Source organism: Pseudomonas frigoris, from assembly GCF_047758635.1.
Lineage (GTDB): Bacteria > Pseudomonadota > Gammaproteobacteria > Pseudomonadales > Pseudomonadaceae > Aquipseudomonas > Aquipseudomonas frigoris.
Genome location: NZ_CP180479.1, coordinates 4,513,961 through 4,528,599, shown reverse-complemented (window position 1 = coordinate 4,528,599; position 14,639 = coordinate 4,513,961). Strand labels below are relative to the sequence as shown.

Here is a 14,639-nt window from a genome sequence, read left to right as displayed (position 1 = left end):
TTTTCACTGTGCAACAACACCCATATTCAGTACTGCCTCTGGCACAGTTCAATGGCCAATTGATCTTCACCCCGTGTCCAGGCACGAAGGGCACCCGACCTTTCGAGGCGTTGCAAACACTTAAGGATGCGGGGGCATCGGCGTTGCTGACGCTGATGCCGACCGAAGAGTTGCTTCAGAACGAGGTCGACCTACTGCCTGAAGAGTGCCAAATGCTTGGCATCGAGTGGTTTCACCTGCCAGTAGAAGATGATCAAGCGCCTGGTGAAGCATTCAAAGCCGCATGGGAGCAGCACCATCCACGACTTAAGCAGCTGCTGACCGAAGGGAAAACCATTGCCATCCATTGCAAGGGCGGCTCGGGCCGTACCGGCTTGGTCGCCGCTCAACTGTTGATCGAGAGCGGTGTGCCATTCAGCGATGCCATCCGCGATGTTCAGTCGTTGCGTCCACGTGCCATTCAGCATCCTGCCCATATCGAATACATCGGCCAGTTCGACAATCAGTCGAACTCCCACTGACAATAGATACAGAGCACAACAACATGACTATCAAAGTTGGCATCAATGGTTTTGGTCGGATCGGTCGTCTCGCTCTGCGAGCAGCCTGGAGCTGGCCAGAGTTTGAATTCGTGCAGATCAACGATCCGGCAGGTGATGCAGTAACCCATGCGCACCTGATCAACTTCGACTCTGTGCATGGTCGTTGGCACAACGAAGCCAGCGCAGAAGGCGATCAGGTGATGATTGGCGGCAAGCGCATCAAGGTGACCGCGAACAAAGCGATTGCCGACACCGACTGGTCGGGTTGCGATCTGGTGATCGAGGCCAGCGGCAAGATGAAAACCGTCGCTGTGCTTCAGGCTTACCTCGACCAAGGCGTGAAGCGTGTGGTGGTCTGCGCTCCGGTGAAGGAAAAAGGCGCGCTGAACGTCGTCATGGGCGTCAACCATCAGCTGTTCAATCCGGCTGAACATCGCATCGTCACCGCTGCTTCTTGTACCACCAACTGTCTGGCACCCGTGGTGAAAGTCATCCACGAGAAACTGGGTATTCGTCACGGCTCGATCACCACTATTCACGACCTGACCAACACGCAGAGCATCCTCGATCAGCCGCACAAGGATCTGCGCCGTGCGCGTGCGTCGGGCATGAGCCTGATCCCAACCAGCACCGGCTCGGCCACCGCCATTGCCGAAATCTTTCCGGAGCTGCGTGGGCGTCTGAATGGTCACGCGGTACGCGTGCCGCTGGCCAACGCTTCGTTGACCGACTGTGTCTTCGAGGTCGAGCGGGCCACCACTGTCGAGGAGGTGAATCAGTTCCTCAAGGACGCCTCCGAGAACGAGCTGAAAGACATCCTCGGCTTCGAGGAACGTCCACTGGTGTCCATCGACTACCGCACAGATCCACGCTCATCGATCATCGATGCGCTGTCGACCATGGTCATCAACGGTACCCAGGTCAAACTCTACGCCTGGTACGACAACGAATGGGGCTATGCCAACCGCACCGTCGAGCTGGCCAGAATGGTCGGGCTGGCAGTCTAAGGAGCGGTCATGAAAGCGTTGTCAGCCCTCGCTCCAGAAGTGCGACAGTACCTGCTCGTTACGGGTAATTACTGGGCCTTCACCCTCACCGACGGCGCCTTGCGCATGTTGGTGGTGTTGCACTTTCACGCGTTGGGCTACAGCCCACTGCAAATCGCGGCATTGTTTCTGTTCTACGAACTCTTTGGCGTGATCACCAACCTGGTGGGCGGCTACCTCGGCGCCCGGCTGGGTCTGAACCGAACCATGAACATCGGGCTCGGCATCCAGGTCGCGGCGCTGCTGATGCTGACGGTTCCGCTAGCCTGGCTAACCATCCCATGGGTGATGGGCGCTCAGGCGCTGTCGGGGATTGCCAAAGACCTGAACAAGATGAGCGCCAAAAGCTCCATCAAGCTTCTGGTTCCTGATGGGCAGCAGGGCAAGCTCTACCAGTGGGTGGCGATCCTCACCGGCTCGAAGAACGCACTCAAGGGTGTCGGCTTCTTTCTTGGCGGAGCCTTGCTGGCATTGATCGGCTTCAAAGGCGCCTTACTGGCCATGGCGGGTGTCCTGGCGCTGATCTGGATCAGCAGCTTGATCCTGTTGAAGAAGGATCTGGGCAAAGCGAAAGCCAAACCCAAGTTTCGCGACATCCTGTCCAAGAGTCGGGCGATCAATATTCTCTCGGCGGCACGGATGTTCCTGTTCGGTGCCCGCGATGTCTGGTTTGTTGTGGCTTTGCCGGTGTACCTGAGCAGCGTGTTTGGCTGGGACTTCTGGGAGGTTGGCGGCTTCCTGGCGGCCTGGGTGATTGGCTATGGCATCGTGCAGTCCTTCGCGCCCAACATCACCGGCAAGAAACGTGGCCATGTACCGGATGGTCGAGCGGCGTTTCTGTGGGCACTTGCACTGGCAGGCTTGCCTGCGGCAATCGCTCTCGGGCTAAACACCGGGGTGTCACAGCAGGTGGTATTGCTCGGCGGATTAATGGTCTTTGGTGCGCTGTTCGCGGTGAATTCGTCGCTTCACAGCTATCTGATCGTGTCCTACGCCAAGGAAGACGGTGTGTCGCTGGATGTGGGTTTTTATTACATGTCGAACGCCATGGGGCGACTGATCGGCACGGTGCTCTCCGGCTGGGTTTATCAGGTGTATGGGCTGGGGGCGTGCTTGTGGATATCGAGCGGCTTTGTGCTGCTCGCAGCGCTGATTTCTATCGCGCTACCGAGGCATCCCAAGGCGATCTGAAAGCGCTCTGAGGACGGTTGCAACTAATTGCTAGCAGAGCAGCCGGCATTCGAGGCAAGGCAGGCAAGTGTAAGAGGCAACGCCCGTTCGCCTTTTTGCTGAGTAACGCCAACAGCAACCTTAATTGCCGCTGAACCGAGTGACAGAGTTGGGCACACAGGAGAGATATAGGAACAAACAAGGCCGCAAATGCGGCCTTGTTTTATTCAGGGTGTTACTCGTGTGAGTGTCCGTGCTCAGCGCTCTCGGAGGTTGCTCCTTTCTCACCGCCGCCGCATGCCGTCATCAGGCCGAGGAAGCAGATTAGAAGCATCGAACGAATCAGCGTTGTTGGGGTTTTCATGGGAAGACTCTTCAAAAAATGGATGCAATAAATGGTCTGTGGTCAGGCTGAACGCTGTATTTTCGGCAGTAGAACAGCCATCGCTGCTTCGGATTACTGTTTGACGCTCAAGTAATCGCCGGTCGTTTTCAGTGAGATGGTCACGTCGTTGTTGCTGCGATTACGCCAAAACCAACCGTGGGTGCCGTCAAAAATGGCGGTGAATTCACCTCTATCACTTTTGACCTGCTTGCCCTTGTTGTAGCTGTAGAAGTAACCCTTTTTACCGTTGTAGGGCTCGCCATGGGTGTCGTAGTTCACAGGCCCACCAACCGCTGTCCATTCATAGCTGACACTCTTGTTCTTCAGCACTTCCAGTTTGATTTCTGTCCCTTCACCTGGCTTGAGCGTGACGCTCATTTGATTCGTCTTCAGAGCTGGGGTAGGTGTCGCCACTGGCTGAGCAACAGGTTTCGCAATAGGTTGGACTTGCGCAACCTGCGGAGCTGGAGCTGCTGGTTGAGGTGGCGCGGCATCCGCGAAAGCTTCCTGGGCAAGGATGATCTTCAGTTCGCCCATCTGGGTCAGTCCCAGCGCACGGCCCACGCCCGTTGGATCAACGGCGTATTCCGAAGGCATGACAACGGTCACCAGCAGGCCGACCGCAGTCAGCAGTGCAATGAAAGTCGAGCGCACCAGTTTGCGAGTGCTAGGCAATTCATTAACATTTGGAAGCGGAGTATTAAACATGGTCAGAATTCCTTACGCGGAGACAAACAGGCCGGTGATCTGGTAACCCATCAGCAGGAAACCGGCACTCATCATGGCGACGTTGGCGGTATAGGCGTGGCGCCAGAAACTGCCGGTGCGCCGCCAATACCCCATCAGAATGATAATCGCGCTGAGGGCCAGCAATTGGCCGATCTCGACACCAACATTGAAGGCGATCAGGTTCGGAATCAGGCCTTCAGGCGATATCTCGTACTCCTGAATCTTGGTGGCCAGACCGAAACCATGGAGCAGGCCGAAGATCAGCGTGGCCACTCTGGTGTTGGGTTGGAAACCGAACCAGCGCTGGAATGCGCCGAGGTTATCGAGCGCCTTGTACACCACCGAGAAACCGATGATGGCGTCGATGATGTAAGAGCTGATGCTGACCTCAGTCAGTACACCCAGCAGCAGCGTGACTGAGTGGCCTACCGCGAATAGCGTGACGTAGAGCCCAACATCTTTCAGGCGATAGAGGAAGAAGATCACCCCGAACAGAAACAGCAGGTGGTCGTAGCCCGTCATCATGTGCTTGGCGCCCATGTAGATGAAGGGCAGCAACATGACGCCGGAGCTTTCCTGGATGAACCCCTTATCACCTTCGGCGACGGCATGAGCCATCGCCTCGGGCATTGCGAGGAAAAGTGCCGCGACTAGTAAAAACAGCAGCTGTAGCAGGCGACGCGAAGGCACAGTAAATGCGTCAACGCCGCTCATCGAGTGCGAATGCATAGATCAATCCTACGTTGCAGGGATCAAAGGCCGCAGTGCGGCCATGGTCAGGATGCGAACGAAGGACGGGGTGGCCGCTCAATCAAGAAAATCGGCGGACAGGGAACGGAATAGCGTGGCGCATCGACCCGAATAGAGAGCTTCGGCTGCGCAGCCAAACTCAATGCGGAGGTGAGCTGTGGCGTTTCGTGCTGATGGTCAGGGGTCAACGGGGAGTGATAGTGATCCGAGCAGCTCGCACACGACATCTCGGCTTGCTGTTCATGGGAGTGATGGGCGTCTTGCGCAATCTCCCAAGCTGGCTGTTTCGATGTCACTGACAACGTATAGGTATGCCCGGCCCAAGCCACAAACATTGCGAGAGCAAGCGCGATTACCACCGTTGTTGTCAGTGTTCTGCTGAACATAGCGTCCGGGTTTCAACTCGCTTTGTAGGGCTTTGATGCGTTTGACCCAATCCCCCTAGGGGGGATAGTATGCCAGCGTAATTCATTGAGGCCTGAGGCTCAAGTCATGAGTGAGCAAGAACACGAACATAGCCATCCCCACACCCACCAAAGTCACGAGGCGATCATCAAGCGCCTCAAGCGGGCGGATGGCCATTTACGCGGCATCATCACCATGATTGAAGAAGGTCGTCAGTGCGTCGATATTGCTCAGCAGCTGCATGCCGTGGAAAAGGCGGTGTGCCAAGCCAAACGCACGCTCATCCAAGATCACATTGATCATTGCCTGGAGGACACCCTCTCGGCGTTGAACAATGGCGAGCGCGCACCACTGGAAGCGTTCAAGCAAATCACCAAGTATCTCTAGGTCTGAAATGCCCAACTTCGCTGAACTGCTGCAACAGGGCAGGGCACATGCCTGTTTTGTTAGCGATCAAGAGGTCTGGTGTTCTTTGGTTGCTACCAGCGGTTTTATGTCTGCTGGGCAGCACTCGTAGCGGCATCGTAACCAGGGCATTGGATTTGGAAGTCTATTCATCTCTGGTCTTAAGCGCTGCGTTCGTTGCGCCGCTGGTCAGACTCTGGCTTCTGTGTCAGACGTTCACCTACACGGTTTGGCCTGTGCGGCAGTGGGGCTAAAGGTTCTATTCGGGCCATCTTGCCGCTCTGCAAGCTCTACGGTTTCTGGTCTGAGGTTTGGCAAATCTTTGAAACTAAAACCCCCTCAACTTGGCCAGCGGCGATGCTGATCGTCGATCACATACGGGTGTTCGTGATCTGCACCATCTTGGCCGTCGAGGTGAGTGTGATCATCCGGCAGGTTCTCATGGGTGTGTTTGATCGACTCTTGGTCATGAGCCGGACGCCAGATCACTATACTGACCGCCAATGCGCTACCAGCCACGACAACGAGCCCAACAAACGAGGCCGTGAGGCTGATATTGGCACCCAGCCATCCTGCCAATGGGTAGGTAATCAACCAGCAGGCATGGGATAGCGCAAATTGGGCGGCAAACAGCGCCGGGCGATCTTCGGCATGTGCTGAGCGACGCAACAGCCGACCGCTTGGGGTCTGAGCCAAGGAATAGCCCACACCCAGTACCATCCACAGCGGCAGCAGGAAGTTGTAGGTGGTCAGGTTGATGCCAACCGCTAAGCCAGTGACCAATATTCCTCCACCAAACAGCATGGCTGTTCGGTCTTTGATGTTTTTCAAGAGCCGAGGCAAAACCACGGCGGCGACCATCGAGCCACCACCAAACGCAGCCAGCGCCAATGCTGTAGAACTCTGAGGCAGAGCGAAGCGCGACTGCACCAGCACCACCGTATTGACGATGACCATCGCACTCGCGGCTGCTACCGTGAGATTGAGAGCCAGCAGTCCTCGCAGGCGGGGTGTGGCCAGGAATATGCGCATGCCTCGGGTAGTTCGCTCGTAAATGCTACGTCGTGGCGTCGGCTTCGCTTTTGGCAGCAACACTGTGGCGACCAGGGCCGCTGAGGCGAGGAAACCGATAACAGTGCCGGCGAACAGGTTATGGAAGCTGATAACGGTCAGCAACGCGGCGGCAAGCATAGGGCTGGCGACACTTTCAAGATCATAGGCGAGACGTGATAGCGACAAGGCGCGGGTGTAATCGTCCTCATCCGGCAGGATGTCTGGAATGGTTGCCTGAAATGTTGGGGTGAACGCCGCTGAGGCTGACTGGAGAACAAAAATCAGCACGTAGATCTGCCAGACTTCCGTCACAAACGGCAGAGCGAGCGCGACCAGTGCTCGCACCAGATCCAGCGACACCAGCATTGCCCGACGGGGTAGACGCTCTGCAAAAGCGGCTGCAATGGGGGCTACGCCGATGTAGGCCGTCATTTTGATCGCTAACGCTGTGCCGAGGACAGCGCCCGCTTGGGCACCTGCGAGATCGAACGCCAGTAGGCCAAGCGCGACAGTGGCAAGACCAGTACCTACGAGCGCAATCACTTGGGCGAGAAAGAGATGACGGTAGGTTCGGTTGGCTAGGATTTTCAGCATGCAATATCTCAAGTGGCGAAGTGCGTGACCAGGCGGTTACCGAACTTTTCACGAAGAGACGCAATCAGCTGGTTTCGTCTCTGTTGAGTGCGGATATCCCCCTGGGGGGGATACGGTTCGTATCCTAAACCATAGACCATGGCAGCTCAAGAAATAGGCGCTACGCCATCTATCGAATTATTGAAGTGCGGGCCCACCCATCGGCTTGTATTGGTTCTGCACGGCGAGGCGACGTGCTCAATGTTTCGATTGCAGCATTCAAATGCTGCCAGTCGGATGTATTCCCTCCCTGGCTTGTATGGCTAGTTGGAACGTGTGATCATACTTTCATTATAGGTAAGGGGGGTATGGTATGGGTCATGTGAGATCGAGCAAAGACAATCTTCTTAAGCGCGTAAAGCGAATCGCTGGGCAAATCCAGGCGATTGAGCGAGCACTCGACTCTGATGATGACTGCTCGAAAACCTTACTTTTGGTCGCTTCGACCCGTGGCGCTATCAATGGGCTGATGGATGAAATCATCGAAGACCACGCTCGTGAACACGTCGCGAATCCGACACTCAGCAACGAAGAAAGAGCGAAAGGCGTCGATGAGCTTCTCGAAGCCATTCGCCGCTATTCCAAATAGGATTTGCCCAGATGAGTAATTCGTACATCGACTATTCCCACGACCATATGTTCCTGGGGAAATCACATGAAGAAAACGCCAAGCGAACCTTGTGGGTGGTGGCTCTGACCGTCGTAATGATGGTTGCTGAAATCACCGCAGGTTATCTCACTGGCTCAATGGCGTTGCTTGCCGATGGTTTTCACATGGCAACGCATGCTGGAGCACTTGGCATAGCCGCAGTTGCTTACGGTTACGCAAAAAGACATGCCTCAAGTGCTCGCTACAGTTTTGGAACTGGCAAGGTGGGAGACTTGGGTGGCTTCGCCTCTGCTCTGATATTGGGACTGGTCTCCTTGGGAATTGCCGGAGAGTCGCTATTCCGTCTCTTTCAACCGACTCAAGTGCAATTCCAGACAGCGACTCTTATCGCAATTGTCGGATTAGCAGTGAATGTGGTGAGCGCGCTTTTGCTGTCTGGCGGTCATGATCATCACCATGGGCATGACCACGGCCACGATGAATCTCACCATGCGCATGGTCACGACAATAATTTGCGCTCTGCTTACGTTCACGTCATTGCAGATGCACTGACTTCGGTTCTGGCCATCGCAGCACTGCTTGCTGGTCGATACCTTGGTTGGGTATGGCTCGACCCTGCAATGGGGATTGTGGGTGCAGTTGTCATTGCACGCTGGGCTTGGTCGTTGATGCGGGTGACTGCGGGTGTATTGCTCGACCAGACAGATGATCATGTCGCTGAAGAGATTCGTGAACTGGTTGAGCGACCGGGAGATGCTTCGATCATCGATCTCCATGTCTGGCAGGTGGGGCCTCAGGCCCGAGCCGCGATTGTTAGCGTCCTCGGTAGCGCAGCAGTGAATGCCGAAGATATACGAGACCGGCTTGCTACGGTTCATGAAGTGACGCATCTGACTGTTGAATACCGCACGAAGCAGGGAGCTGACTCACCGGTACAAGTCTTCGTTCCGGGCTTAGAAATGAATGCATAGTCGACTGAAATGAAAATAAGGATCGAGATATGCTTTTGAGCAAACGGGATCAGGCGCAAATCGAACGTCGTCTGATTGCGGCCCTGACCAAGGCCTGCGAGACGGCCAAGGCGGAGATAGTGGGCTTTTCTTGGTTGACTCACGATGCGGATTACGCACGATTTCCCTCCAGTCTGATGGTTGTTTGGGTCTTCGACACCGATGCCAACAGGGATGAGGTGCTTGCCAATGGGCAAGACAAGCGGATGCTCGAACTGACGAACCTAGCGTTAAGTGAAGCGAATGTTCACGTCAGTCAGATGTCGGCCAACGTGCATTTCGATACTGAAGAACAATGTCAGCGGTCGAATGCCGGTGACTGGCAGCAGCGTTTAACACGTACACGATCCACGCGGAGTTAAACCATGGCCAAGGACATCGAAAACCCATGTATTTCCGTTTGCCAGCTGAACAGCGAACTATGTTTGAGCTGCGGTCGCACCAAGGAAGACATCAGAAAATGGAAGCGGATGAAGCGTCCAGAAAAGATGGCCGCTGTACAACGTGCGACCCTGCGCCTGAAAAGCCTGCAAAAAAAGCACAATTGAACGCCGCAGTTTAGGCCGAAGTTGTACTGCGCCTTCTCTTGCTGCTGTCCTCGGCTTCCTTACAACTCCTACTGCTTGAACACGTAGTGGACAAAGCATTTCCCGCCGCATGACCATGGTGGACGGTAGCCATGCAGCGTTAGATGGACAGGGCCAGTTTAATTGCCGGGGTATTCAACAAGGACCTGATCCGTGCCGGCTTTGGTCAGGCCGATTATCTGATAAGCATCATGTTTTCCGCCGACTTCCATTCCTGGAGAACCTGCTGGCATGCCAGGAGTAGCGATCCCGAGAAGGTCGTCACGCTTACTCATTGCAATTATTTGTTCAGCGGGTGCGTGGCCCTCAACAAACTTTCCATTGATCATCGCGGTGTGGCAGGACGAAAGTCGGGGGAGCTACACCGAGATCCTGTTTGACCGCGCTCATGTTGGTTTCTACATGATCAATGACGGTGAAGCCGTTGGCTTCAAGGTGCTGAGTCCATTTCTTGCAGCATCCGCAGTTTGCATCTCGATGAACATCGATTGTCAGGGGTTGTGCTGCTTGAGCGGTCGAACCGACGAACAGCGCGGCGAATGTTGCGATACGTAGAAATCGACTTGAGAGTCGGAAGCTACCTGGCATGAATATTTCCTTTTGCCTTGGCCGCGTTGGGATATCCCGCGAAAAAGCAGAACTCTCCCCCTTGCGCTCACTATGGCTGCTTAGATTTGGTTGATGGTCTTGCCCTTGAGTCGGGGGAGGTGGCTCCCCGATCATTCAAAGCTCTTGATGGCGTTGCTAAATCGAATCAGAACCACATCCGAATACCCGCTACAAATCGAGCCTCGTTGTTCTTTTCTCCTTCATCGCTGGCCAGGTCAGCGGTCTTGCCATAGGAGCGATTCCAGGTAACCACGACGTAGGGGGAAAATTGGCGAACAATCTCGTAACGCAATCGGAAACCTACTTCGGTGTTGGCCAATCCAGACCCAATGCCGCGCTGAGGATCATTTTTTCCGTATAAATTTACTTCGGCTGTTGGCTGCAAGATCAGGTGATTGGTGAGCAAAATGTCGTAGTCGCCTTCAAATCTAGCAGCGGTTTGACCGTTCTCACCGATGTAGGCAGTCGCTTCGGTTTCAAAGTTATAGAGAGCCATGCCCTGAATACCGTTTGGGGCGACCCGGGCTTGAAGTCTTGTCGAACGCCGGTGACGACATCCCACCATGGACCGATGGCGTGTTCCCAAAGTGCTTGGAGTTCAGCGTTTTCCGTTACGCCGTTGGTACGTTCACCTTCCGAGCGCAACCACAGACGGTCAACGTCACCGCCGATCCACCCTTTTGCATCCCAGGCCAACGCACTACCGTTGTCAGCATTTTGGTATTCAAATTTGTCCAGCAGCATGAAGGTATTGACCTTCTTATCGTGAACACCATGACCAGCCACATCTGGGAACGCGGCTGCACGGTCAGCGTTGGTCAGTACAGGGATCGGGGTTCGACTGGTGGTAGTCGCCCCTCCAGCCGCACCAACATTTACTCAGTGCGTCAAGTCGTTGGAAGGCGCCAGCTGGCGATGAAGCACAGCGATAGAAAACCGCACATCACGCTAAGCAGTGCCGACGCTCCAAAGTTTTGCAAAACAAATGCTGCGGCTATCGGGCCGCAGGCCTGAACCACGAGTACCGGTCTGGCAAGAAGCCCCATTCTTGCTCCGTAGCCTTGCGGGCCAAACAGCGCCAAGGGGAGGGTGCCGCGAGCGATCGTCAGGATGACGTTACCTGCGCCGTAGAGTGCGATCGCCACGAAGGCCAGCCAGGGTATCCCTGAGATCAATAGTCCCAACCCGACCAAGCATAGAAACACACCGGCTCGGGCGGACCAGGTCGGGTGAAGGTTTCTGCCTATGGAAAACTCCGCCACTCGCGCGACGACTTGAGAGGGGCCAATCACCATACCGATGGCCAAGGCTACAGCAGTTGCGATCCCCAGTTGCTTTAGGACATTAAGCAAGTGCACTGAAATGCCTGACACCACCGGCGCCAGAATAGTCAGCATGGCGCCAATCAACAAGAACATATGATTGGTGGTCTTGGGGCGAAGCTCTGACGCATTAGGTGATTCTACTATGACGGGGTGGGGCGGTTGTTTTGTGCTTCCAGGAATCAACAGCGAATGGATGGGTAGCCCAATCAAGAGATGAGCCGTAGCGAGGACAAAGCAGGCGTTTCTCCAACCGATCCAACTTTCCAATCCAGCTATCACTGCATGCCGCACTGATGGCGGGTCCGGGCCTAGTGGTACTGCTTGCCTCGGGCGCTCCTTCGGCCATCGTCGCCACCTGGTTCGGCATCCTGACTGTTCACTTGGCCTTTCAGCATTCGAACCTGGATTATCGCGTAGGCTGGTTGCGGCATTTCGTGGGAGTCACGGAGATTCATCGCTGGCGCCACAAGCGCGACTTTGAAGATGCTCAAGTCAACTTCGGTGAGTTCCTGATGGTTTGGGATCGGTTGTTCGGCACTGTCTACGATAGTTTCGGAGAATTGGGCGAGGCCGAGGTTGGGTTGCACGAGAGAGACTACCCGAAAAGTTACCTGGCACAGCTTAGGCATCCAATGCGTTCCAAGACGTAAGGCCGAGCTAGCCGATAAAAAACAGCCGGAGTTGCCGTCTAAAGAGATTTTCGAGGTCGAGTGTGTAATTGCATCGATTTGACCACCTGTTTGCATTCGACTTGACCAGGCATTTGCATTCCAAGTGACCACCCATTTGCATTCGCACTGACCAGCAGTTGCACAAACTGCAACTCAGGCCAGGACTAAATGCACGACCGGGCCCGTCAATCGGACCCTTCGCAGACTGGATGAAGCGACTTAGGCCGACTTAGTCGATCGGCCGCAGGCGATATTGCGGCGGCAGTTGCTCAAAGCCGCTGATGGTTGCGTTCAGGCTCTTCCAGCGACCATCCTTGATGCCATAAATGCAACCATGGATCGACAGGTTCTGGCCGCGGTGCCAGGCGTTCTGGACGATGCTGGTGTGGCCGACGTTGGCCACTTGCTGGATCACGTTCAACTCACACAGCCGGTCGACACGTTCTTCTTCCGTCGCTAACTGGCCCAGCTCCACGCGTTTCTCGTAGTACAGGTCGCGAATCGAACGCAGCCAGCCATCGATCAGGCCCAGTTGGCGATCCTGCATCGCCGCGCGTACACCGCCACAGCCATAGTGCCCGGTGACCAGGATGTGCTTGACCTTGAGCACGTCCACTGCGTACTGGATCACCGACAGGCAGTTCAGGTCGGTATGCAGCACCACGTTGGCCACGTTGCGGTGCACGAACAAATCGCCCGGGAGCATGCCTACGATTTCGTTGGCCGGCACTCGCGCATCCGAACAACCGATCCAGAGGTATTCGGGGGGTTGCTGGCGTGCCAGCTTGGCGAAGAAATCAGGATCTTCCTGCTTGATTGCATCGGCCCAACGCGCGTTGTTATCGATCAGTTCTTGTAGGTCGTTCATGTTCAAGCCTCATAAATGATCCGCAGCTTTGACAAGCGGCGAGCGCCCGAAGTCACGTCTCCCTGTCGCGGGTCGGGGGCAAAACCTGTGAATTCTCACGTTGCATACCGGGTCTATTCTCAAATAAGGCCCCAAGCATGAGTAGTAGCCATGACCCGGCCACTGCCTGTTCAACGGGAATGCTTCTGGTGAAGTCATCATCCCCTCTTACGAAGCGATCAAACAGCCGGGCACGTATGGCCTCTGGCAAACCCGTGCCGCAGTCTTCCACCACAATTCCTGCCGCATTCAAGCATACGGAGATGACGCCTTGTTCAGTATGCTGGCAAGCGTTACGCAGCAGATTACTCACGGCGAAGGTGACCAGTTCCGGAATGGCCCGCACCGAAACCTCCTCGGTGCAAAGGAAGTTGAGCGTCAGGGCCTTTCCACGGAGCAGAGGCTGAGGGCATGCTACTTCTACTTCGAACCTGGCTCATGGCGATTGTCTGTAAGGTCCATCTCGCAATCACCGCCATTCGCGCATCAAAGGTAAACCTCAGGCGTCGTTCTATGGTTTGATGCATCGATCCGAACCAGACTCACACTTGCATGCAAACGATTGATCTAAAAATTCGTCTGCGCTGCGGCGACGACATCGCTATCGGTCCTGGCAAAGCTGATCTTCTCGCTGCTATTCAAGAGGCGGGGTCAATAAGTGGTGCCGCCCGTCTCTTGGGGATGTCCTACCGACGCGCCTGGCTGTTGGTGGAGACCATGAACCGCTGTTTTCGCGCGCCCTTGGTGACTACGTCAGCGGGTGGCCGTCATGGCGGTGGGGCCCAATTAACCGCTACAGGCGAGCATGTGCTCAAGTCCTACCGCGAGCTCTATGCTCGAGCCTTGGCTGGAATCGAAGACCACGTGGGCGAAATTACGGCCTTGCTGGTCACCTAAAACCCCTACAAAGCATAAATTGCTCGCTGAGATATGGACTGACAGTCGTTGTATATGGAAGGATACGGCGCTTTGTATACAATCCGTCACCCATCTGGAGTTGAGCATGTCGATCCTCGCACGTATAAAAAAATGGACGCTGGGCCTCTCATTGGTTTTAGCCGGGCCAATGCTGGCCTTCGCCGATGCCAAACCAACCGTGGCTGCTGCTGCCGATCTGAAATTCGCTCTGGAGGAGGTGAACACCCAGTTCAAGGCTGACACTGGCAAAGAGATACGCTTGGTTTTCGGCTCTTCAGGCAACTTTTTTCGTCAGATCAGTGAAGGCGCACCGTTCCAGATGTACCTCTCCGCTGACGAGGGATATGTTCAGCAGTTGAACGCAGCGGGTAAAACTGTCGATGAGGGCGCTTTGTACGCGCTGGGCAGGATCGTCTTGATGGTGCCTCACAACTCAACGCTGAAAGCCGATGTTCAGCTCAAAGATCTACAGGCTGCATTGGCCGACGGTCGAATCAAGAAATTCGCCATCGCCAACCCCGAACATGCCCCCTACGGCCTGCGTGCAGAGGAAGCGTTGAAACATGCCGGTCTTTGGGATGCGGTGAAGGACAAGTTGGTACTGGGTGAAAATGTTGTACAGGCCGCTCAGTTTGCCACCTCGGGCAACGCCCAGGGCGGCATTATTGCCTATTCTCTGGCGCTCGCACCGGATGTCAGCAAGCTCGGCGAGTTCGCCCTGATCCCTGCTGAATGGCACGAGCCACTGCGTCAACGCATGGTACTGCTCAAGGGCGCCGATGAGACGACACAGGCTTTCTACCGCTACATCCAAGCGCCTACGGCGCGCAACGTCATGCGCAAGTACGGCTTTGTCCTGCCGAATGAAGAGAAGGCTCAGTAAG

General features: G+C 55.4%; 17 protein-coding genes and 3 pseudogenes. 12 read left to right on the top strand and 8 right to left on the bottom strand.

The features are described 5' to 3' along the window. The first annotated feature begins 8 nt into the window (after window positions 1–8). The 4 genes and pseudogenes from ACMXYH_RS20670 to ACMXYH_RS20655 form a co-directional block, all read left to right on the top strand. Complete coding sequence (locus ACMXYH_RS20670) at window positions 9–521, top strand: cyclin-dependent kinase inhibitor 3 family protein (protein ID WP_415764744.1); 513 nt, start codon at window positions 9–11, stop codon at window positions 519–521. A 23-nt stretch (window positions 522–544) separates the two neighbouring features. Beyond that, window positions 545–1,549 carry an ArsJ-associated glyceraldehyde-3-phosphate dehydrogenase gene (locus ACMXYH_RS20665; protein WP_415764743.1) on the top strand — a complete coding sequence of 335 codons (1,005 nt, stop codon included), beginning with the start codon at window positions 545–547 and terminating at the stop codon, window positions 1,547–1,549. A 9-nt stretch (window positions 1,550–1,558) separates the two neighbouring features. Beyond that, window positions 1,559–2,779, top strand: coding sequence for an organoarsenical effux MFS transporter ArsJ (gene arsJ / locus ACMXYH_RS20660; RefSeq protein WP_415764742.1), 1,221 nt, complete (start codon window positions 1,559–1,561; stop codon window positions 2,777–2,779). A gap of 74 nt (window positions 2,780–2,853) precedes the next feature. Next, window positions 2,854–3,005, top strand: a pseudogene (locus tag ACMXYH_RS20655) (hypothetical protein); the annotation flags it as partial. Window positions 3,006–3,215: 210 nt separating this feature from the next. On the opposite strand, the gene ACMXYH_RS20650 reads toward ACMXYH_RS20655, so the two are convergent. Both ACMXYH_RS20650 and ACMXYH_RS20645 read right to left on the bottom strand, forming a co-directional pair. Next, window positions 3,216–3,851: a transmembrane anchor protein gene (locus tag ACMXYH_RS20650; RefSeq protein WP_415764741.1), complete on the bottom strand. Its 636-nt coding sequence runs from the start codon at window positions 3,849–3,851 to the stop codon at window positions 3,216–3,218. Window positions 3,852–3,863: 12 nt separating this feature from the next. Further along, a complete protein-coding gene (locus ACMXYH_RS20645; protein ID WP_415764739.1) occupies window positions 3,864–4,601 on the bottom strand; it encodes a HupE/UreJ family protein in 738 nt (245 codons plus the stop codon). Window positions 4,602–5,114: 513 nt separating this feature from the next. Here ACMXYH_RS20645 and ACMXYH_RS20640 point away from each other — a divergent pair. Next, window positions 5,115–5,414, top strand: coding sequence for a metal-sensing transcriptional repressor (locus ACMXYH_RS20640; protein WP_415764738.1), 300 nt, complete (start codon window positions 5,115–5,117; stop codon window positions 5,412–5,414). Window positions 5,415–5,771: 357 nt separating this feature from the next. Here ACMXYH_RS20640 and ACMXYH_RS20635 read toward each other — a convergent pair whose 3' ends face one another. Next, a complete protein-coding gene (locus ACMXYH_RS20635) occupies window positions 5,772–7,079 on the bottom strand; it encodes an MFS transporter (RefSeq protein WP_415764737.1) in 1,308 nt (435 codons plus the stop codon). Window positions 7,080–7,431: 352 nt separating this feature from the next. On the opposite strand from ACMXYH_RS20635, the gene ACMXYH_RS20630 reads away from it, so the two are divergent. From ACMXYH_RS20630 to ACMXYH_RS20615, 4 genes are read left to right on the top strand one after another with little or no spacing between them, the layout of a single operon-like run. Next, the gene (locus tag ACMXYH_RS20630) at window positions 7,432–7,707 is read left to right on the top strand and encodes a metal/formaldehyde-sensitive transcriptional repressor (protein WP_028621219.1); all 276 of its coding nucleotides are present in this window, start codon (window positions 7,432–7,434) and stop codon (window positions 7,705–7,707) included. Window positions 7,708–7,718: 11 nt separating this feature from the next. Next, the gene (gene dmeF / locus ACMXYH_RS20625; RefSeq protein ID WP_415764736.1) at window positions 7,719–8,699 is read left to right on the top strand and encodes a CDF family Co(II)/Ni(II) efflux transporter DmeF; all 981 of its coding nucleotides are present in this window, start codon (window positions 7,719–7,721) and stop codon (window positions 8,697–8,699) included. A gap of 29 nt (window positions 8,700–8,728) precedes the next feature. Further along, window positions 8,729–9,100 carry a hypothetical protein gene (locus tag ACMXYH_RS20620; RefSeq protein WP_415764735.1) on the top strand — a complete coding sequence of 124 codons (372 nt, stop codon included), beginning with the start codon at window positions 8,729–8,731 and terminating at the stop codon, window positions 9,098–9,100. A 3-nt stretch (window positions 9,101–9,103) separates the two neighbouring features. Then, a complete protein-coding gene (locus tag ACMXYH_RS20615; protein WP_084317634.1) occupies window positions 9,104–9,286 on the top strand; it encodes a DUF1289 domain-containing protein in 183 nt (60 codons plus the stop codon). A gap of 158 nt (window positions 9,287–9,444) precedes the next feature. Here ACMXYH_RS20615 and ACMXYH_RS20610 read toward each other — a convergent pair. The 3 genes and pseudogenes from ACMXYH_RS20610 to ACMXYH_RS20600 all read right to left on the bottom strand — a co-directional run bounded on the left by ACMXYH_RS20610 (window position 9,445) and on the right by ACMXYH_RS20600 (window position 11,352). Further along, window positions 9,445–9,913 (bottom strand): annotated as a pseudogene (locus tag ACMXYH_RS20610) (DUF411 domain-containing protein). 166 nt (window positions 9,914–10,079) lie between these two features. Then, window positions 10,080–10,678, bottom strand: a pseudogene (locus ACMXYH_RS20605) (copper resistance protein B). 143 nt (window positions 10,679–10,821) lie between these two features. Further along, window positions 10,822–11,352, bottom strand: a complete 531-nt coding sequence (locus ACMXYH_RS20600; RefSeq protein ID WP_415764734.1) for a hypothetical protein — start codon at window positions 11,350–11,352, stop codon at window positions 10,822–10,824. A 200-nt stretch (window positions 11,353–11,552) separates the two neighbouring features. Between ACMXYH_RS20600 and ACMXYH_RS20595 the strand changes: the two genes are divergently transcribed. Further along, window positions 11,553–11,909, top strand: coding sequence for a sterol desaturase family protein (locus ACMXYH_RS20595; protein WP_415764733.1), 357 nt, complete (start codon window positions 11,553–11,555; stop codon window positions 11,907–11,909). A 250-nt stretch (window positions 11,910–12,159) separates the two neighbouring features. On the opposite strand, the gene can is transcribed toward ACMXYH_RS20595, so the two are convergent. Together can and ACMXYH_RS20585 are read right to left on the bottom strand one after the other, a co-directional pair. Next, window positions 12,160–12,798, bottom strand: a complete 639-nt coding sequence (gene can, locus ACMXYH_RS20590; protein ID WP_415764731.1) for a carbonate dehydratase — start codon at window positions 12,796–12,798, stop codon at window positions 12,160–12,162. 52 nt (window positions 12,799–12,850) lie between these two features. Then, window positions 12,851–13,183 carry an ATP-binding protein gene (locus tag ACMXYH_RS20585; protein WP_415764730.1) on the bottom strand — a complete coding sequence of 111 codons (333 nt, stop codon included), beginning with the start codon at window positions 13,181–13,183 and terminating at the stop codon, window positions 12,851–12,853. Window positions 13,184–13,389: 206 nt separating this feature from the next. Here ACMXYH_RS20585 and ACMXYH_RS20580 point away from each other — a divergent pair, with 206 nt between their 5' ends. Further along, on the top strand, window positions 13,390–13,734 hold the full coding sequence (locus ACMXYH_RS20580) for a winged helix-turn-helix domain-containing protein (RefSeq protein ID WP_415764729.1): 345 nt from the start codon (window positions 13,390–13,392) through the stop codon (window positions 13,732–13,734). 106 nt (window positions 13,735–13,840) lie between these two features. Then, entirely contained in the window at window positions 13,841–14,638 is a 798-nt protein-coding gene (modA, locus tag ACMXYH_RS20575) for a molybdate ABC transporter substrate-binding protein (protein ID WP_415764728.1), read from the top strand. Window position 14,639 lies beyond the last annotated feature (1 nt).